The sequence below is a fragment of the Paenibacillus pseudetheri genome (genome assembly GCF_924513355.1).
GTDB lineage: Bacteria > Bacillota > Bacilli > Paenibacillales > Paenibacillaceae > Paenibacillus_AQ > Paenibacillus_AQ pseudetheri.
On record NZ_CAKMAB010000006.1, the window covers coordinates 218,195 to 237,904 of the forward strand.

The following is a 19,710-nucleotide window of genomic DNA, read 5'->3' on the forward strand; positions in this document are numbered from 1 at the left end:
CCCCGCAGAAAGCTGCGGGGAGTTTCATTATGTGAATTACGCGCAGAAGGATTAGCCGCACCGCCGCGCTCTGCGTTATTCATCCCATGCTTCTAACAGCTTCGGAATGCCTTCTACAAGAAGTTTGTGGTATACCTCGCAAATATCTTCAATATCATCCTTATTCGCCACACCCAGCAGCGTCTGCATAACGATCCCGTCAATAGCTCCAATCAGCAATGAGGCAATGGCTTTATTGTATTTCCCGGGTTGTTTTTCGTACAAGCGTTGCAACAGCTCCTCGGTATGACCAATCCATTTCTTATACTTAACTTTCAATTGATTTGAGATTTCCTCGTTCCCGAGTATCGCTTCCTGGGCAAGATAGAACTGCATTCGATTGTCATCTATTTTGTTAAAACGATCTTTCACATTCTCGCTGATTTGCTCAATAACTTCCCGGCGGCTATACTTCCCTTGCTGTACCTCCTCGGCAATTCTCGTAGATACGGATAGACTGCGATCCATCGCATCATAAAGAATCTCTTCTTTACTATTGTAATGATGATACAGAGCCCCCGTGCTCAGCCCGGCTTCATCGGCAATCCTCCGCATGGTCGTACCCGCAATACCCATTCGATAGATCACACGATTGGTCGCCTCAATAATATGTAATTTTCTATCCTCAGACATAAACTCCCCGCCCAACTGAATCGCTTGTTGCGAATTATTTTTATATGAAAAGAGTACTGAATCTGATTTGTTTTTTGTGTGTTAATTAGCACAGACAGAACCAATTAATTCCTAATACAATAAAACCGAACAGTTGTTATGTTTATGAATTAACCAAGCTTTACAGGGGTGAAGCTCAGTATCGGCAAAAATTGATTACGCTTTCACAAAAAAGGAGGTTTATCATGGATATTCCTGCATGGCAGTACGGCGTTAGTATGATCGGCTACATAGTTCTGCTTCTTATTGTTGTCAGTATCATGCGCAAGCATTATAGGTTTGCCCATTGGTTCTGGATTGCATCCTTACTAACCTTCCCCTTATGGCTTATGGGCGGTGTCGAAGGCTGGTTTCGGTGGGCCAAGATTTTAAGTGTAATTCTTCCTACGATATTTGTTGGATTCATTCGTATTGCTAACTACGAGAAACGAAAAGGACCGTTCTGGAATGGGTTGCAGAAGGATTGGGTATTGTGGTTCGTATATGGCGTGCTATTCCTTAATATTATGGAAGCGACCATTAAAGACTTCACAATGGGGAATACGTTCAACGCGCTAACCGGCCTCTTATTATGTATAACCATCCCTTTTGCGCCAAAATACTGGAAGATTTCCACGCAATCGCACGGCGATCTTATTGTGTATACGACAATCGGCTGGAACTTCCTCTATACAACTTGGAATGCAGCCTTCGTCTATGCCGAGAGTCCGAAGTTCTTTGCAAGCTCGCTATGCATTCTTCTCGCAGCCGAGCTCTATCCCATCATCAAACGCCGCCCAGAACTCTATATCATTGCACGGGTCTATACATTAGCGGCACATTTACTTCTACGCGCCTGCTTCGTTAGCCTGTTCCCGACACTAATGGATGCTACGTCGTGGTACAATGCAGACGTCATGAACTATTGGGGAATCATCAACTTTATTATGATTGTTCCGTTTGTATTCTGGCATATGTGGCAGCTCCACACCGGCAAAGCAGAAATCAGCTTCCGGCGTGGCCGAGCTGAAGTGAACTAACCAAGAACGCCCTTATCCTTTCCATGAGGAAAGGATAAGGGCGTTCTCTCTTTGTTTCTTCTCTCTCGGAGAGGTTATCGTTGAATCGGCTCGATCCGGTAGCTTGCGTTAGCACCGGCATCGTCTGCCACGCCGGCTCCACCGTGAATCTGCCAGCCGAAAGACAGCACAGATGCCAGATGTTCCTTCTCAGCCACAGTCAAAGCTACTTCTACCGCTTCTTTACCCTCTTCAAGCTCCAGCTCTCCCTCTTTACCAAGAGCAACCCATATCCAGCTACGAATGCCACGAATCGTGTTGTATTTGATCTGATAGCCTGTCTTCACCGCTTGCTCGAACAGTTCTGGCTGCTCCGCTTGCAAAGTGGTCAACTGCTTATAATCAAATTCATATTCACTCTCGTCAACGGGCAAATCGCCCTCCGCCACTTTACGAAGAATATCCTCATTAGACCAGCCCAAAGCGCGAAGTGATTCTACCAGTAAAGCATCCCACTGGGATAACCTTACCCGGTTCAAATTGTCTGACATCCTGATTCCCCCCATACCTGTATATAGATACTACTTATTCCGTGAAATCATAAGCAACATAATGACCCGGACTCACTTCCTGCAATGTAGAAGTCTCCGCCCTGCCGTACTCTGCCGAATATCCATCTAAAATAATTCTCTGATTAGCCCGCTTAGGGTCCGTCTCCAAAATCGAAGACAGCAACGCCTTCGTATAAGGATGGATAGGATTCTCGTACAGTTCATCACTTCCGGCTACCTCTACGAGACGCCCCCCATACATCACGCCAATCCGGTCCGAAATATGCCGTACCATCGACAGATCATGCGCAACAAAGAGGTAGGTTAACCCGAATTCCGACTGCAAATCCTCCAGCATATTCACTACCTGAGCCTGAACAGATACATCCAGCGCTGAGATCGGTTCATCGCACACTACGAATTCAGGTTTCACAGATAACGCTCGAGCGATCGATATCCGTTGGCGTTGCCCACCACTAAATTCATGAGGGAAGCGATAAAGATGCTCTCTTTTTAAACCCACCTTATCCAGCAGTGCCGCAACAGCCTCTATACGTTCGTCGCCTTCGTGGATCCCGTGGATTTTCATAGGCTCACTGATCAGATCAAGAACACTCAGGCTTGGATTCAACGAGGAATACGGATCTTGAAAAATCGATTGAATCCGTCTGCGAAAAGGCTTAAGCTGCTTCTCTCCAAGCTTGCTCAGCGGCTGCCCGTCAAAAGACACTTCACCGTCTGTATAGTCATACAATCGCAGCAAGCAGCGTCCAACCGTGGACTTGCCGCTCCCTGATTCTCCGACCAGTCCAAAGGTCTCCCCCTGACGAATCTGAAAGCTTACGCCATCTACCGCCTTAAGCACAGATGTATTACGTCCCCATATATCCTTGCCTTTGGAGAAATGTTTCTTCAGATTATTTACGTCCACTAGAATCTTATTATCACTCAACAGAACCGCTCCCTTCAACACCAGCTACGGCTGGAGTCTCCTGCACACCGTCTGCCAGCCAGCACATCGAACGATGGCCAGGCGATAATTCGATGACCGGAGGACGTTCGCTGCAACGGGCAAAAGCATTAGGGCAACGTTCCATAAATGGACACCCCGAAGGAGGATTCAGCAAATCCGGAGGTGTACCTTCGATAGGGATAAGGCGTTCCCGCGACTTACCGTCACGTTTTGGAATCGAGCGAAGCAGACCTTTCGTGTAAGGATGCTGTGGGCGATAAAAGATATCCTCCACCGTGCCTTCCTCCATCACAAGTCCACCATACATTACGATAACCCGTGTACATACCTGTGCAACCACACCCAAGTCATGGGTAATGAGCGCTACAGCTGTACTGGTATTATTCTTCAACTCTTTAAAAAGATCTAGAATTTGCGCCTGTATTGTTACATCGAGCGCAGTTGTCGGCTCATCCGCAATCAATAGCTCTGGCTTACAGGAAAGAGCCATGGCGATCATGACCCGCTGGCGCATCCCGCCGCTGAATTCATGCGGATATTGCTGCAGCCGCTGTTCAGGATTATTAATACCTACCTGACGCAAGATACTTGCTGCCTCTTTAAGTGCTTCTTGCTTATTTAAACCCCGATGCCGACGGATGACTTCCGTAAGCTGCTGGCCGATTTTTTTTACAGGATTAAGAGAGGTCATGGGGTCCTGAAACACCATTGCTATGCGGTTACCGCGCAGCTTTCTCCACTCTTTTTCCGAAAGGTTCGATAAATTCTCACCACGAAAATTAATATTTCCACCGATAATTTTACCCGGAGGTGTAATTAATGACATAATCGCCTTGGCAGTCACACTCTTCCCACTACCAGATTCTCCGACGATTCCTACCGTCTCACCAGCATCTATATGAAAGCTAACGCCGCGAACTGCTTGATTCTCTCCGTCCCTTGTATGGAACGAAACCTTCAAATCCTCGACAGACAATAGCCGTTCCGTCATGATGTCTTCACACTCCTATCTTCGGATCAGCTTCGGTTCAAAGCCTACCCGCAAAATATCACCCAAAACATTAAAGCTCAGTACCGTTAATAGTATCAATAATCCAGGGAATAAAGCCAGATATGGCGCTTGCGCGATATACCCCTGCGCATTGTTAAGCATACTGCCCCAAGTCGAATTCGGAGGCTGTACCCCAAACCCCAGGAAACTTAAGGAGGATTCCATCATAATCGCCGAAGCGATATTATTCGTCGCACCTACAATGACAACCGGGACTAACCCCGGAAGAATATGACGCCAAATAATTCCGAAATTGCTCTGTCCGGAGGCTTTTGCATAGAGTACATATTCCCGTTCTTTGATCGTCATCGTCTCTGCCCGAATGACACGGGCGATATTCATCCACATTAATAATGCAATAATAATGATGATATTCCCTACACTTGGCTTCAGGAATACGCTAAGCAGCAGCAGAACCAGGAAAGAAGGAATGGACAGCACTACATCAAGCATCCGCATGAGAAGATTATCAACCCATCCGCCAAAGTATCCACTGATTACGCCCACCGTCACACCTATGCCTGTAGCAATGATCATTGAAGCAAAGCCAACTAGCAAGGACACCCGACCACCATATAATGCGCGGGCAAAATAATCCCGGCCATAGTCATCCGTCCCGAACCAGTGATCGGCTCCTGGCGATTTCAGACGTGCCAGAACATCCATCGCATTCGGATCATGTCCAGATAAAAAAGCAAATATAGAGCCCAGTGTGAAGATGATTAAAGTAATGAGGGCAAGGACGCCCAATTTATTCGTAAATAGCTCATCTCCAACACTTTTCCATTTACTGCGATTCATGAGGTCACCTCGTTAATTTAATTCGTGGGTCCACGAAGCTATATAGAATATCCGCGACTAGATTACCGATGATCAGCATTAAAGAGGAGAATAGAGTAATTCCCATAATCACGGGGTAATCCATCCCTTTAACTGCAGTCATCCCCAAAGAGCCAATACCCGGCCATGAAAATACTGTTTCTGTAACAATTGCACCTGCCACCAGATCACCCATAGACATCCCGAGCAATGTAATTACAGGAAGCAACACATGCTTCATTACATGACGGAATAGAATCGTTGTCTTGTTAGATCCAAAAGCATATTGAATCTGCACATACTCTTCTTTTAGCTGTCCAATGGTACTAGAGCGAATGTATCGCACATAACCAGCCAGGAATCCAAAAGCAAGTACGGTACAAGGCAGGATAGCATGCTTGAATACGTCAAACGCCGATTCCACACCAATCGTTCGCATCCCCATAATGGGGAGCAAGTGCAGCTTAATCGCGAATAAATACATCAGTAAGATGGCAAGCCAGAACAAAGGCACGGATATTCCGACATAGGATAAGAAATTAATCAGCTTATCTACCCAGCGGTTCCGGTTTGCTCCAGCAATAAGACCGAGTGGAATTGCCAGTAAAACAGCAAGACCGATCGCAGAACCCATCAAACCAGCGGTTGCAGGCAGGCGTTCTAGAATTTGATCCAACACTGGCTGATGATTCACTAGGGAATAACCAAAATTCCCCTGCAGTATTTCTTTAATCCAGATTAAATATTGAATGTAAGCTGGCTTATCCAGCCCAAGGTTATGCCGGATGCGCTCAATATCATCTGCATGCATATTCGGCGTAACGAAGGATAATACCGGATCCCCCGGAGCCAGCTTAATCATCGCAAAGCACACAACCGAAACAAAAAACAACATCGGCAGGGTTTGCAGTAATCTTCGGACGATAAGTTGTCTCATACGTTTATTCTCCCAGTTCTGTATCGGTAAAAAAGTAAGCTGGATAACCCAGCTTACTTTTTCCCGTTTTTATTTAAGGTAGATTTTCGATAAATCTTCAAAAATAACGACAGGCTTCAAGACTGCTTCTTCAAGACCGCCGTAGTTCTTGGAGACAGCTACAATAGTCTTAGTATTAGCGATTGGATAAATCGGTGCATCGTCTGCAATGACTTCTTGGATCTTCTTATAGATCTCACCACGTTTAGTCACATCTGCTTCTCCTGCACCTTCATTGAACAACTTATCAACCTCAGCATTATTATAATGCGAGTAGTTGGAATCAGCAGTAGAAGTATACAAAATTCTGTAAGCGTCAGGATCGTAACCCATAATATAACCCGCAATAGCAAGTTCAAAATCTGTTGAATTCATATCACTGAACTTCTGACCATATGCCGAAGCATCCATATTTTGCAGTTCAACTTCAGCGCCAATGGCCTTTAGCTTTTGCTGCACGTATAGTGAAATGGCTTCCTGAGCTTTATTTCCGCTCGATACAATCAATCTCAATTTCAGATCGCTAACTCCAGCCGACTTCAGAAGCTCTTTCGCTTTTTCCACATCATTATCGAAAGAAGGTACATCATTAGTATAGAACAATGCATCCGGAGTCAAGAATGACTTCGCCGGGTCTGCATACTCGCTAGAGGTATAAGCAGCCTGAATGATTTCATCACGACTTAATGCTAGAGACAAGGCTTGACGAACTTCTTTTTTAGCAAGAGCACCTCTATCACTGTTCGCATTGAACATCAGGTAGGACAATCGGCCTTCACTATAAGGAAGGATTTCGAAATTGTTCGAAGCCTCAATCGTTCCAACATCCTGTGGATCTAGATATTTAATGTTGATCTCACCACTTTGAAGTGCGAGATTCGCAGCATTCGTATCTTTAGCAATCCGGTACGTTACAGAATCAAGATGTGGCTTGCCGCCAAAGTAGTTATCAAATCTTTCTAATGTTACATATTCGCCGGCTTTATATTCTTTAAATTTAAATGGTCCAGATCCAACCGGATTAGCATTCTTGGTGCTTTTCTCTAGATCCGTCTCATTCTCAAAAATATGCTTTGGAATCGGAAATACTTGCACTAGTGTAGCTTCAAAAGCTGGGCTGACCTGCGGTAGCTTGAACTCTACGGTCAGATCATCCACCTTAACCGCCTTAACGGGTTTATCACCGATGAATAAATTTGCTCTCAACATGCTGTTTTGCTTCTCATCGAGGATGCTATCAATCGTGAACACGACATCGTCAGCCGTAAGCTTTTCTCCGTCATGCCATGTAAGTCCGCTTTTCAGCTTCAACGTATAAGTCAGGTTATCTTCTGAAAGGGTCAGGCTGTCTGCCAAGTAGAAGGTCTTCTTACCCTCATTTACTTGGAACAGTGGAGCATAGAGCGCTTGGTCAATCGTAAGACTGACACGGTCACCCGCGTAGTTCGGATTTAGAATAACAGGATCAGCAGCGACTCCAATAATCAAGTTGCCTCCATCTTTTGGCTCAGTGCTTGCTGTCGTTCCATCATTAGTAGCAGGCGTCTGATTTGTATCTGTAGAAGTGGCGGTGTTCCCTCCGGAGCACGCACTAATCAAAAATGTTAACAAAATCAAAGTAATAACTCCAGATAATCCTTTACGCATAAGTTTCTCCCCCGTATTCTATGTTCTGCGTTGCTTGTGTTTTTTATATTGTATATCGGAATACTAGGAATTACAATGGATAGGATTTCACATTAATGTAATATCTAGGGAATTAATCGGTGATTTATCCATAGCGCTCATCCTTTGCTGTTCATTTTGTCATCTGTATCTAATTATTTGGTTATTGTACAGCAGATCGTTACGAATTAATATATTTAACACTTATTTACTTTACAGAACTTTGAAAAATAAGGATTATTGCCGCTCTCCTGTAAATATATTGAGAACATAAGGACATCTAAGGAAAGAGGGGCGTCCCCCAAGGAGGCGGCAATGACGGAAAACAAGATTCGCGTATTGATTGGCAGTCCGATCCACCAGAAGCCTATAGTTTTAAAAGAATTTCTGAATTCCCTGCTTCGTCTGAACGTAGCCGATATTGAGCTGGATTTCCATCTGGTTGATGATAATGATGATGAGGAATCAAGTCGGCTGCTCCAGGAGTTTAAAAATATGGGTGATCATATTTATCTTCAGAGCTCCGGCTTTCACGATGCGTATATTCGCAATGATACTACCCACTTTTGGAATACCAACTTAGTCTGGAAAGTAGCCAATTTTAAGAATCTAATGATCAACCGAGCCCAAACCTTGAACTATGATTATTTATTCCTTATCGACTCTGATCTCATTCTCCATCCGGATACCCTCAGACATCTAATAGGTACGAACAAGGATATTATTTCCGAGGTATTCTGGACGCAGTGGCAGCCAGGGACTATGTTTCAGCCGCAGGTATGGATGCACGACGAATACAATCAGTGGGAGCTACTGCCCGGTGAAAAACTGCAACCAGAGGAGATTAATCGCAGATTTCATGAATTCATCGCTAAAATGCGGATTCCCGGAATCTATGAGGTGGGCGGACTCGGGGCTTGTACATTGATTAGTCAGCATGCGATAAAAGCTGGAGTTAGCTATAATCAAATTCGCAACATTTCATACTGGGGAGAAGACCGTCATTTCTGCATTCGTGCCGCAGCCCTTGGCATCCCCCTGTTCGTCGATACCCATTATCCGGCGCTACACTTATATAGAGACAGTGATCTGAGTAAAGTTGAGGATTTCATCAAAGAAACTACGGAGGCCACAGCTGAAGCCACTGATGCTGAGAGCGGTTCATCTACGGAGGAAGTACCTGTATCGACAGAGCCGACATCCACACCAGACAATCCAGACAATGAAAATCCCAAGGAAATAGTCCCCCTAGCCAGAAAGCGGCCCAAGCTAACCCTCACCATGGTTGTGAAAAATGAAAGTGGGCGCTTTCTGCGACAGGTCCTGGAGGAGCATCGTAAATACATCGACGAGGCCGTCATTATTGATGATGGCAGCACCGATAATTCTGCAGCTATCTGCCTGGAGGCGCTTGAAGGCATTCCCGTTCATCTCGTGCACAATACTATATCCAAATTCAGCAATGAAATCGAGCTACGAAAGCAGCAGTGGGAAGAGGTTCTGAAGACGAAGCCCGAGTGGATTCTGAATCTGGACGCAGATGAAATCTTTGAAGCGAGCTTTGCGGCAAATATCGAACCCTTGCTGTACGCTGACGAGGTCGATCTATTCTGTTTCCGTCTCTACGATTTATGGAACGCCACCCATTACAGAGAAGATATTTACTGGCGCTCTCATTTGAATTACCGTCCTTTTTTGCTTCGTTATAAAGAAGACTTCAACTATGTATGGAATGAATCCCCACAGCACTGTGGGCGATTCCCGGAGAATATCTTCGAGCTTCCCCACCAGCTAAGCAACTTGCGACTTAAACATTTAGGTTGGTCGAAGGCAGAATTCCGTTTAGAAAAATATCTACGTTACATGCTCCTTGATCCCGATGGCCAATACGGCTGGAAGGAGCAATACCTGTCCATTCTGGATGAACACCCTCATTTAATACCTTGGGTGGAGTGAGTGTAATCATAAAAAGGACGTCCACAAAACCTTAACGGCTTTGTGGACGCCTTTTTATTCATAGTAAGAGCCATTTTGCTAACTTCTTCTTATTCATTACGCTGTGGTTCATCGAAATCCGGTTTCATAATACTCACTGTCAGGTCGCCGCCCGATTCGTCTACTTGAATCAGTGAACCCTCTGCGGCTTCACCCGCAATGATCGCACGTGCCACACGGGTCTCCAGACTACGCTGGATAAAGCGTTTCAGCGGTCTCGCCCCATACACTGGATCAAAACCTTCCTTAGCGATAAAACGTACCGCAGCTTCAGTTAACTCAAGACCAATCTCCCGTTCAGCAAGGCGTATACGTAATCCGTCCACCAGTTTGTCCACGATTTTCTCGATCTCACCCAGGGTCAACGGCTTGAACATCACAATATCGTCAACCCGGTTCAGAAATTCTGGACGGAAATGACCGCTTAGTTCCTTCATTACACTGTCCTTGGCAGCCTCCGTAAGCTGACCCTTCTCATCAGTACCTTGAATCAGATGTGGTGAACCGATATTCGAGGTCATGATAATGATCGTGTTCTTGAAGTCAACCATCCGGCCCTGCGAATCGGTTAGCCGTCCATCATCAAGCAGCTGCAGCAGAATATTAAATACATCGGGATGCGCCTTCTCCACTTCATCGAGCAACACTACTGTATAAGGCTGACGCCGTACAGCTTCTGTGAGCTGTCCACCTTCCTCATACCCGACATATCCCGGAGGCGCACCGACTAAGCGGGAAACACTATGCTTCTCCATATACTCCGACATATCAATACGGATCATGCCATCTTCGCGATCAAAGAGAGAGACCGCCAGCGATTTAGCCAGCTCCGTCTTCCCTACCCCAGTCGGACCGAGGAACAGGAAGGAACCGATCGGCCGATTCGGATCTTTGATCCCGGCTCTTGCACGAAGCACCGCATCGGCCACCAAGCTGACAGCTTCATCCTGGCCCACAACCCGTTCATGCAGCGTTTCTTCCAGACGCAGCAGCTTATCCCGTTCGCCTTCAACCAGTCTGCTAACTGGAACGCCCGTCCAACGCGACACAATATCTGCGATTTCCTCCTCGGTTACAGCTTCACGCAATAATCTTGTATCCTGATCCTGCTGTGCCGCTTCTTCCGCTGCTTTCAATTGACGCTCCAGATCAGGAATGATGCCATAGCTCAATTCAGCCGATTTATTAAGATCGTATTCCTCCTGAGCATCGACCAGTTCCTTGCGTGCTTGCTCCAGACGTTTTTTGAGGTCGCGGATGCCTTGTATCGCTGACTTTTCCTTCTCCCAACGCGCCGTCATCCCAAGCTGCTTCTCCTTGAGATCGGCGAGTTCACGTTGTAAGATTTCCAGACGGCGTTTGCTGGCGTCATCGGTTTCTTTTTTGAGCGCTGCTTCTTCAATCTCCATCTGCATTAGACGGCGGGTCACCTCATCCATCTCACCCGGCATGGAGTCTATCTCCGTACGGATCATGGCACAAGCTTCATCCACTAAGTCGATCGCTTTATCCGGCAAAAAACGATCCGTAATGTAGCGGTTAGACAGAACGCCTGCAGCGACGAGGGCACTGTCATGGATTTTGACCCCATGATGAACTTCGAACCGTTCCTTCAGCCCGCGTAGGATGGAGATCGTATCCTCTACATCCGGTTCGCTGACCAGTACCTGTTGGAAACGGCGCTCCAGCGCAGGGTCCTTCTCTATATACTTGCGGTATTCATCGAGCGTTGTGGCACCGATACAGTGCAGTTCGCCCCTGGCCAGCATCGGCTTCAGCATATTACCCGCGTCCATCGAGCCTTCGGTTTTACCTGCGCCTACAATCGTGTGCAGCTCATCAATAAAAAGAATAATGCGGCCGTTACTTTCACGTACTTCCCGCAGTACCGCCTGCAGACGCTCTTCAAATTCACCACGGAACTTCGCGCCTGCTACAAGAGAACTCATATCCAGCGAGAAAATCGTCTTGTCCTTCAGCCCCTCTGGTACGTCTTTGCGTACAATCCGGTGAGCCAAGCCTTCCACAATCGCTGTTTTACCCACACCTGGCTCACCGATGAGCACAGGATTATTCTTCGTTTTGCGGGATAGAATTCGGATCACGCGGCGTATCTCTGCGTCACGTCCGATGACTGGATCGATCTTGCCCGCGCGAACCTCTGCCACAAGATCTCGTCCGTATTTCTCCAACACCTCATAAGTAGCCTCCGGCTCCCGACTCGTTACACGCTGATGCCCACGAATCTCAGCAAGTATAGACATCAGCTTCTCGCGTGTTAATCCACGACTGACAAAAAGATCACGCAGCTCTCGATTGTCCCTGCTCGAATCCGACACCATAGCGAGCACAGCATGCTCTACGGAAACAAACTCATCCTGCATCTTCGCTGCTTCTTTCTCCGCCTGTTCCAGCAGATGGATCAGCGATTGCGAGGCATAACGCCGTACCGTGCTTGCTCCTGATCCGCTTATACTCGGCTTGCGCCCAAGCAGTTCATCCGTGCTGTGCAGCATCTCAGCTACGGGGACGTTCATCTTTTGCAGCAATCTTGGCAGCAAACCTTCTTGCTGCTGGAGTAACGCTTTTAACAGATGGAGATTACCGATCTCCTGATGTCCGCCGCCCGATGCAAGCGACTGCGCCGCAGTCACTGCTTCCTGCAGTTTTTGAGTAAGTTTATTGAAATCCATTGCTCTCTCACCTTTCTATTAGGAATGATATATGGGATCGGCCGTTTTGGCCGGTATAGATTTATTTAGCGGGATTAATACCGCTGATTTGGGGCGGATGGGCCGCATTTGCGCAATCCGAGGCATTTTTGCCTTTCTTTTTGCTCATTGAGCCACATTCGGCGCAATCCGAGGCATTTTTGCCTTTCTTTTCCCTCATCGAGCCACTTTCAGTGCAATCCGAGGCATTTTTGCCTTTCTTTTCCCTCATCGAGCCACTTTCAGTGCAATCCGAGGCATTTTTGCTCTTCTTTTCGCTTATTGAGCCACATTCGGTGCAATCCGTGGCATTTTTGCCTTTCTTTTCGCTCATCGAGCCGAAATCCACGCGATCCAAGGTATTTTTACCTTTGTTTTACCCGACGTGCCTACACTACTCGTTTCAGCATAAGTCTCTTCAATAGTTAGTTTCTAATCAAGTTAGTTTCTAATCAAGTTACTTTTCTACAACTAGCATTCCAATCACCGTAATCACCAACCAGAGTTGACCTCGCACACACGAAATTACCTTTACATTTACTTTTACCTTTACCTACCTATTAATTACCCACTTTTGCCTTCGGGCGCTGCGCACTAGCACTTTGGCGTTTAGCTCTGGCCTCGAAAAGGCTGGATTCAGCCAGTTTACGGTACAACATCTTCTCCGCTTCGTTGGTTGGCTCAGGAACAACAATCTCAATACCAAATAAAATATCACCGTTCGCACCATTTTCGCGCTTCAATCCCTTGCCGGGAATGCGCAGCGTTTTGCCATTTTGAATTCCTGCAGGAATCTTCAATTTCACGGCACCGCCACCCGGTAATGGAATTTTCACCTCACCACCCAATACCGCTTGCCATGGAGCAACTTCAACTACACCGTATAAGTCGCCAGCTCGAAGCTCGTATATATCATGAGGAAGAATATGAAGTGCCAGCAGTATATCGCCACCTGGAGCTATGCCACTCTGAGTGGTTCCTGCGATTTTTAAAATCGTGCCTTCACTAGATCCCGGCGGAACTTGAACGTCCACAGTTTTATCACCGATCTGCACTCTTACAGTTGCTCCCTTATAGGCCTGCTCCAACGTAATATCCAGCTGCGCCTGCGTCGTACTGCGCGCCTCACCCCATGGATTGCCGTTCGAACGCCCACTACCACTACTAGAAAAGAAATCAAAGCCAGCGCGATCTGCTGATCCCCGATTTCCAAAAAACATTCCGAACAAATCTTCCTCCGAAATGCCAGAGCCTCCTGCAGAATAAGTCCCACCGCTCCAGCTTCCACCAAAGTTTGAATCCCATGAAGAGGCTCCGCTCGACGCACCTCCACCAGTTCTACCACGCTGAGCCCCATAAAGCAGCTCCTCATCGTAAAGCTTGCGTTTCTCCTCATTGCCCAGCACCTCATAGGCTTCAGCCGCTTCTTTGAATTTTGCCTCTGCCTCAGGGGCCTTGTTCACATCGGGATGCCACTTCTTGGCCAGCTTTTGATAAGCCTTTTTAATTTCCTGTTTAGTAGCTGTTTTGCTCACGCCCAAAGCATCATAATAGCTTTTGTTAGCCATTCGGATTCCTCCTTTCATTGCTTTATTACCTATAACCCATCATTCCATTCCGAGAAAAGACGCACCATAGCCGGAATCCTCCACTACAATGCGCCTTTTATTCATAACACTATATTAAAAGCTCGCTGCCTATCTCTAAGATGCTGAGCGGAAACTATTATCTAAATTATGCTTATTCAGACTGCGAAGCGCTAGAATCTCCGTCTTGAATCTCAATGCGTTTCCCTTGCGGTTTTTGCTGTTTTGGTACTTCCAGCTTCAGTAATCCGTCTTTCAAAGACGCGTGAATTTCTTCCACTGCAATATCCTGAACATAGAATCTGCGAACATATTCACCATATCGACGTTCTCTACGTACAATTTGATGATCCTTGTTCTCCTCCGCATTCTCTTCCTTCCGCACCGCTTTAATCGTCAAGTAAGGGCTGGCATAATCAATGTCGATTTCTTCTTTTTTAAAGCCAGGAAGTTCAGCTTCAATTAGGTAAGCCTGCTCACTCTCGCGAATATCCGTTCTGAAGGACATCGTGGAGCTCTTGATCGGTGCAAAGAAATCATCATTAAAAACATCATTCAAAGACTTAGCCAGCATACCAAAAGCATCATCTCTACGTTTACCAAAAGGAACCAAATCAAACATTATCCATTCTCCTCTCATTGACTTTGACTTTATTTGACCTATGACCTTATTATAGTCCCCCATCAGAGGAATAACAAAACCGTTTTAAGCCAATTTTCGGCCAAATTCAGGCAAATCAGCTGATTTAATGCTACAAATTTTAATGTTTTTAATGATTTGACCTTTTTTGACCTTTATTTAGTCTATACTTCAAAACACAGCACGATTAGTATATGTTTAGGTCTTACGTTCCATACAAGCCAGCAACTTCACAATCATTACAACACCAAAACATCCTACTCAAAAAGAAATGATATAATGAAAGTCAAATAACGACCATTTTTCTTACGGGAGACCAATTGTATGCAACCAACCTATACTATGGATGATACGCAGTGGAGTAAGCTCATCCAGAATGTCGCCTATTATTTCAATGACCTTACCCTCAAACGAGGGTTCCAATATTATAAGCAAAACCGGATTCGTTCGTTCACCATGACGGAGCCATCTAAGATAAACGCCCTTGTTGAAGGCAGAGAGGATTACCGCGTTACGATTGATCTGGACAGCTTCACTCGGTGTCATTGTAACTGCCCTGTTTCAGGTCACTGCAAACATATGGCAGCCGTTTTACTTAGTTATGCTGAACAACAGAATAGGTCTGTACAAGTTCTAGCTAACGCTAAGGCCGCATCGTTTCTTCCAAAAACATCAAGTAGTTCCCCTATCGGAGCCGATGGAAAGCACCAGCAGCAGCTAAAAGAACATGCCAGCCGGATCGCTGACGGAGGCATCACGGAGTGGCGCGAGTATTTTGCGTTCTGCATCACGCCTCTGGCACATACCACTCGGAATCCTGAATATGTGGATCGGGCATTATCTTCCATTACTAAATTTAAGCCGAAGTTATCACCGGAAATGGACAAGTTATTTACCCTGCATGCCCATCTTTTTCTTATAGAAAAGCTGGCTAAGCCTTCCGCCAATCTGCCCGGTCAGGTCGCCTTCACCTCATCACTCGGCTATTACACGCAAGTAGCGGTCTCAGAGCTACAGGAAGCAATCACACGTCTGTTAAAAAGCACACTCCCGCTGTCTCCCGAGCAAGAGCAGGAATACGATCTGTGGCCGCATATCGTCGAGACCCTCTCCTACTTGCGGCGCGAGATGTTGACGGAGTCGCGCGATCGCTTGCGGGATCAGCCCTCTTTTTCACTGTGCTATGACCTGCTGTGGAGAAACTGGATTTATCCGAATACAGGTGGAACTAAGCTTTATCTGGATGAAATCAAACAGCTTCAGCAGGCAGAAAGTGAATTAGGCGCTTCCCTGTCACGCCATGCGTGGCTGTTAGCCCAGAGCCGCATGTATTTTTATCTGAAGGATGACCAGAAGGCTTGGGAATTATTGAATACGGCTGCCGAGCGCCCGGGTCTCCATCCCGATGAGCTTATGAGCTTCACCTCCCCGCTTTTGGATGCAGGTGAATGGTCACGCTTGGTCGGTTGGCTTGTTCAGATTGGCCCACTGCTGAGCAGCAGACTCTATAATCTGAATGGCTATTCGAACAGCTGGGAAGAAGCCGTCCGCCACCTTCCTGAAGCGGAGCCTAGGATGTGGAATACATTAGGCACTATGTTACCTATCTCTGGTGAAGTATACGAAGAGAAGTTAATCACCTATGGAAAATGGCAGATATGGATGGATTATCAACTGTCCATCGGTAAACAGCCTTCTGAATTTCGTGTTACCGACCTCCAGCCTATGGAGAAAAACGCACCCGAAGTTCTACTGCCCTTCTACCATCAGGCGGCCGAAAGATTTGTGCTGGATAAGAATAGACATAGCTACAAAGCGGCTGTGAAACTCTTGAAGCGATTATCCAAGCTGTATAAAAAAATGAAACAGGAAGAACGGTGGGAAGCGTTCCTGGAAGCTTTCACCACTAGGCATAGCAGGCTCCGCGCGCTGCAAGAGGAGCTTCGGAAAGGAAAGCTAATACCATGAACATACATTTGCGCACGCTGACCATCCGGCTTGCATTAAGCCAGTATGGCGACGCTTTAATATACGGAATGAATGAAAGAGAAGATCTCTTGCCCGGTTTGCAGCTTAAGCAGCGGTTATTCGCCTGGCACGAGGCGTCTTTTTATGGAACGGAGTTAACGGTTCAACCGGCTGGCGAAGGTGTAGAGCTAGTGATTCTACCTGCGGAGCAGGTCATCCCTTTCTTTGCAGAGCAGAAGCTGCTGGCGCATATCGAATGGCACTGGGAGGGCGATTCGGCTCACCTGACTGAACTGGCGCCACTTCTGGCTGTATGTCTGGAGAACAAACAGTATATTCCCGATATCTCTGCTTATCGCGCCGGAAGGTTGCAATGGACCTGGGATGAGGGCGCTTTTGCGCAGGCGGCAGTGGAGAATGACACTGCCAAAGGGGCTCTTGAGGCGCTAAATGGCGGCAGCGAATTAAGCCGTGGGTTACGCGCGGCGTTCTCCGCCGCCGTATCGCAGAGGCATTACAGCACGGAGGCCGAGGCAGGCGACCTCCGGAGCGAATTCCCGCTTCTATTCGATAGAAGCGGCGCCCTTGCAGCGGGCATGGATACCGCTGCGTGGCTTATCGCCATTGGCTGGAAGGCGGACACCGCGCCTTTCCGGCCCGCTCTACAGCTGCTGGAGCCCGAAGGGGATGGATCCCCTTGGCGGCTGCAGCTGATCCTTCAGGACAAGCGCGATGAATCCGCGCTTGTTCCCATCAGGCTCGCCGATGACGGCGAGCCGCACGGCTTGTGGCCGACAGCATGGTCGGCCCACGTGCACGAGCGCGCCGCGGGATGGCTGGAGCGCCTCCGCGGCAGTCTGCCGCCCGAGCGCTTCGCGGCGGGCGGCGACGTGCTGGCCGAACCGCTCAGCGATGCCATCGCTTGGCGGTTCTTGACGGCCGAGAGCCAGCGGCTGCTGGAAGCAGGCTGGCAAGTGCTGCTGCCGGCGTGGTGGGAAGCCGCCAGCCGGAAAAAGCCGCGCCTGCGCGCGAAGATCAGCTCCGGCGAGGACAAACGCAGCGGCGGCGAGTCGCTGTTCGGCCTCGATTCGATCATCGATTTCGATTGGCGAATCTCTATCGGCGACGTCGACCTCACCGAAGCTGAATTTGCCGAGCTGGTCGCAAGAGGGGAACGGCTTGTCCGCTTCAAGGGCAAATGGGTCTCGCTCGATCCCGCGCTGCTGGCGCAAATTCAAAGAGCCATGGCAGGAATGGACAAGTCGCAAGGCTTGTCTTTCCAAGATGTGCTCCAGCTTCATTTACTACAAGCGAGTGAGGAAGCTGAAGCTGAGGCTACAGAAGAGCAGCTTCAAGAGGATGCGGCGCGCCTGCGGCTCGAGGTAGAGCTAAACGAGCATTTGATCAGCCTCATTGGTCAGCTCGGCCAGCGCTCACAGTGGCCAAAGCCTGCGGTGCCCGCAGGACTCCAGGCAGAGCTACGCACCTATCAGCATGAAGGATATGCTTGGCTGACTTTCTTGCGTCAATTCGGTCTGGGGGCTTGTCTAGCCGATGATATGGGACTTGGCAAGACCGTCCAGCTCATTGCATATTTGCTTCATATCAAAGAAAATACCAATCCAAGCTCATCCCGTCGCCAGACCGACCCACCGGGTTGGCCTGCTCTGATCATTTGTCCTACCTCTGTGCTGGGCAACTGGCAGAAGGAATTACAGCGCTTTGCGCCTTCTTTGAATGTGATGCTGCACTACGGAAGTCGCCGTTTGGACGCAGGATTCTTCTATGGCGCTGCTTCGCAAGCTGACGTGGTACTCACCTCTTATGCGACTGCAGCGCTTGATCAGGAGTTGCTGAAGGAATTCACTTGGGCGGCAATTTGCCTGGACGAAGCACAGAACATCAAGAATGCTCAAACGAAGCAGTCGGTAGCCGTACGCAGCTTCCCGGCTTTACACCGGATTGCGCTGACAGGAACACCTATAGAGAACAGATTATCCGAGCTGTGGTCCATTTATGATTTTATAACCCCAGGTTATCTGGGTAGCGCCAAAGCCTTTAACGACCGATTCAGTAATGCCATTGAGAAGGAACGTGACGAGAAGCGTACAGCGGACCTGCAGAATCTCGTGAAGCCGTTCATGCTGCGCCGTAAGAAGAAGGATCCTAACATCCAGCTCGATCTTCCCGATAAAAACGAGATGAAGACCTATGTTCATCTGACAGCTGAACAAGCTGCGCTCTATGACCAGACCGTAAACGGACTGCTCGAACGTATGCAGAAGCTGGAGGGTATTGAGCGTAAGGGCGCCATTCTTGGGGCTTTGACCGGACTTAAGCAGCTATGTGATCACCCGATGCTTGTATCCAAGGAGGCCCTACCTGAAACCGATTCAGACAACAAACTGGATACCAGTCTACTCATTAACCGTTCCTCTAAACTTGAAAGACTGCTGGATATGGTTAAGGAACTGCGTGCAGAGGATGAGCGCTGTCTCATCTTTACACAATATGTCGGGATGGGAAAAATGCTTCAGGCTGTTCTACAGCAGGAGCTGGGAGAGCCTGTCCTTTATTTGAACGGAAGCACCTCCAAACAGGCGCGTGATCGAATGATTGAGCGATTCCAGACGCCTGCACCTTCCGCCGACGAAGGGGCCAGTCGTCCAGATGCACCACCGTCTGATCAGCCGAATGTGTTCATCCTTTCGCTCAAAGCTGGAGGTGTCGGTCTGAATCTAACCGCAGCCAACCACGTATTCCACTTCGATCGCTGGTGGAATCCGGCCGTTGAGAATCAGGCGACGGACCGCGCCTATCGGATGGGCCAGACGCGTGATGTACAGGTGCATAAGTTCATCGCTCTCGGGACGCTCGAAGAAAAGATTGATGAGATGCTGGAGAGTAAGCAGCAGCTAAGCGATAATGTTATCTCCAGCTCCGAAGGCTGGATTACCGAGCTGTCTACTGAGGCTTTGAAAGACCTATTTACATTGCGGCGAGGCTTAACAGACTAATCCTACCGCTTACAAGGATCATCAAAGGGAACATTCGCATCTACGCGGA

Annotated in this window: 15 protein-coding genes; 4 read left to right on the forward strand and 11 right to left on the reverse strand. The window is 47.8% G+C overall.

Annotated features, from left to right (window positions below; genetic code table 11):
- Positions 1–75: 75 nt before the first annotated feature.
- Positions 76–672, reverse strand: coding sequence for a TetR/AcrR family transcriptional regulator (locus tag L1028_RS08035; RefSeq protein ID WP_234532852.1), 597 nt, complete (start codon positions 670–672; stop codon positions 76–78).
- 224 nt (positions 673–896) lie between these two features.
- On the opposite strand from L1028_RS08035, the gene L1028_RS08040 reads away from it, so the two are divergent.
- Positions 897–1,730, forward strand: coding sequence for a hypothetical protein (locus L1028_RS08040; protein WP_234532853.1), 834 nt, complete (start codon positions 897–899; stop codon positions 1,728–1,730).
- 74 nt (positions 1,731–1,804) lie between these two features.
- Here the strand turns inward: L1028_RS08040 and L1028_RS08045 are convergent, their stop codons facing one another.
- From L1028_RS08045 to L1028_RS08070, 6 genes are all read right to left on the reverse strand, one after another.
- On the reverse strand, positions 1,805–2,260 hold the full coding sequence (locus L1028_RS08045; protein ID WP_234532854.1) for a hypothetical protein: 456 nt from the start codon (positions 2,258–2,260) through the stop codon (positions 1,805–1,807).
- A 34-nt stretch (positions 2,261–2,294) separates the two neighbouring features.
- Positions 2,295–3,215, reverse strand: coding sequence for an ABC transporter ATP-binding protein (locus L1028_RS08050; RefSeq protein WP_234532915.1), 921 nt, complete (start codon positions 3,213–3,215; stop codon positions 2,295–2,297).
- Complete coding sequence (locus L1028_RS08055; RefSeq protein WP_060626565.1) at positions 3,205–4,224, reverse strand: ABC transporter ATP-binding protein; 1,020 nt, start codon at positions 4,222–4,224, stop codon at positions 3,205–3,207. The genes L1028_RS08050 and L1028_RS08055 overlap by 11 nt, the downstream gene beginning before the upstream one ends.
- Before the next feature lie 15 nt (positions 4,225–4,239).
- On the reverse strand, positions 4,240–5,085 hold the full coding sequence (locus L1028_RS08060; RefSeq protein WP_234532855.1) for an ABC transporter permease: 846 nt from the start codon (positions 5,083–5,085) through the stop codon (positions 4,240–4,242).
- Positions 5,086–5,089: 4 nt separating this feature from the next.
- Positions 5,090–6,040 (reverse strand): ABC transporter permease, encoded by a 951-nt coding sequence (locus L1028_RS08065; RefSeq protein ID WP_234532856.1) that lies wholly within the window; start codon positions 6,038–6,040, stop codon positions 5,090–5,092.
- A 69-nt stretch (positions 6,041–6,109) separates the two neighbouring features.
- Entirely contained in the window at positions 6,110–7,726 is a 1,617-nt protein-coding gene (locus L1028_RS08070; RefSeq protein WP_234532857.1) for an ABC transporter substrate-binding protein, read from the reverse strand.
- Positions 7,727–8,059: 333 nt separating this feature from the next.
- On the opposite strand from L1028_RS08070, the gene L1028_RS08075 reads away from it, so the two are divergent.
- Positions 8,060–9,700 (forward strand): glycosyltransferase family 2 protein, encoded by a 1,641-nt coding sequence (locus tag L1028_RS08075; RefSeq protein WP_234532858.1) that lies wholly within the window; start codon positions 8,060–8,062, stop codon positions 9,698–9,700.
- 89 nt (positions 9,701–9,789) lie between these two features.
- Here the strand turns inward: L1028_RS08075 and clpB are convergent, their stop codons facing one another.
- The 4 genes from clpB to L1028_RS08095 form a co-directional block, all read right to left on the reverse strand.
- Positions 9,790–12,432: an ATP-dependent chaperone ClpB gene (clpB, locus tag L1028_RS08080; protein WP_234532859.1), complete on the reverse strand. Its 2,643-nt coding sequence runs from the start codon at positions 12,430–12,432 to the stop codon at positions 9,790–9,792.
- Positions 12,433–12,493: 61 nt separating this feature from the next.
- Positions 12,494–12,808, reverse strand: coding sequence for a hypothetical protein (locus L1028_RS08085; RefSeq protein ID WP_234532860.1), 315 nt, complete (start codon positions 12,806–12,808; stop codon positions 12,494–12,496).
- A 202-nt stretch (positions 12,809–13,010) separates the two neighbouring features.
- Positions 13,011–14,018, reverse strand: coding sequence for a DnaJ C-terminal domain-containing protein (locus L1028_RS08090; RefSeq protein ID WP_234532861.1), 1,008 nt, complete (start codon positions 14,016–14,018; stop codon positions 13,011–13,013).
- Positions 14,019–14,190: 172 nt separating this feature from the next.
- Positions 14,191–14,658 (reverse strand): Hsp20/alpha crystallin family protein, encoded by a 468-nt coding sequence (locus tag L1028_RS08095; protein ID WP_234532862.1) that lies wholly within the window; start codon positions 14,656–14,658, stop codon positions 14,191–14,193.
- A 342-nt stretch (positions 14,659–15,000) separates the two neighbouring features.
- Between L1028_RS08095 and L1028_RS08100 the strand changes: the two genes are divergently transcribed.
- Together L1028_RS08100 and L1028_RS08105 are read left to right on the forward strand one after the other, a co-directional pair.
- On the forward strand, positions 15,001–16,644 hold the full coding sequence (locus tag L1028_RS08100; RefSeq protein WP_234532865.1) for an SWIM zinc finger family protein: 1,644 nt from the start codon (positions 15,001–15,003) through the stop codon (positions 16,642–16,644).
- Positions 16,641–19,661 (forward strand): DEAD/DEAH box helicase, encoded by a 3,021-nt coding sequence (locus L1028_RS08105; RefSeq protein WP_234532866.1) that lies wholly within the window; start codon positions 16,641–16,643, stop codon positions 19,659–19,661. The genes L1028_RS08100 and L1028_RS08105 overlap by 4 nt, the downstream gene beginning before the upstream one ends.
- The last annotated feature ends 49 nt before the right edge of the window (positions 19,662–19,710 follow it).

Excerpts from the sequence above, each read along its gene's own strand:
- L1028_RS08035 (WP_234532852.1), bottom strand. The coding sequence starts at position 672 with ATGTCTGAGGATAGAAAATTACATATTATTGAGGCGACCAATCGTGTG.
- L1028_RS08040 (WP_234532853.1), top strand. The coding sequence starts at position 897 with ATGGATATTCCTGCATGGCAGTACGGCGTTAGTATGATCGGCTACATA.
- L1028_RS08045 (WP_234532854.1), bottom strand. The coding sequence starts at position 2,260 with ATGTCAGACAATTTGAACCGGGTAAGGTTATCCCAGTGGGATGCTTTA.
- L1028_RS08055 (WP_060626565.1), bottom strand. The coding sequence starts at position 4,224 with ATGACGGAACGGCTATTGTCTGTCGAGGATTTGAAGGTTTCGTTCCAT.
- L1028_RS08060 (WP_234532855.1), bottom strand. The coding sequence starts at position 5,085 with ATGAATCGCAGTAAATGGAAAAGTGTTGGAGATGAGCTATTTACGAAT.
- L1028_RS08065 (WP_234532856.1), bottom strand. The coding sequence starts at position 6,040 with ATGAGACAACTTATCGTCCGAAGATTACTGCAAACCCTGCCGATGTTG.
- L1028_RS08070 (WP_234532857.1), bottom strand. The coding sequence starts at position 7,726 with ATGCGTAAAGGATTATCTGGAGTTATTACTTTGATTTTGTTAACATTT.
- L1028_RS08075 (WP_234532858.1), top strand. The coding sequence starts at position 8,060 with ATGACGGAAAACAAGATTCGCGTATTGATTGGCAGTCCGATCCACCAG.
- clpB (WP_234532859.1), bottom strand. The coding sequence starts at position 12,432 with ATGGATTTCAATAAACTTACTCAAAAACTGCAGGAAGCAGTGACTGCG.
- L1028_RS08090 (WP_234532861.1), bottom strand. The coding sequence starts at position 14,018 with ATGGCTAACAAAAGCTATTATGATGCTTTGGGCGTGAGCAAAACAGCT.
- L1028_RS08095 (WP_234532862.1), bottom strand. The coding sequence starts at position 14,658 with ATGTTTGATTTGGTTCCTTTTGGTAAACGTAGAGATGATGCTTTTGGT.
- L1028_RS08100 (WP_234532865.1), top strand. The coding sequence starts at position 15,001 with ATGCAACCAACCTATACTATGGATGATACGCAGTGGAGTAAGCTCATC.
- L1028_RS08105 (WP_234532866.1), top strand. The coding sequence starts at position 16,641 with ATGAACATACATTTGCGCACGCTGACCATCCGGCTTGCATTAAGCCAG.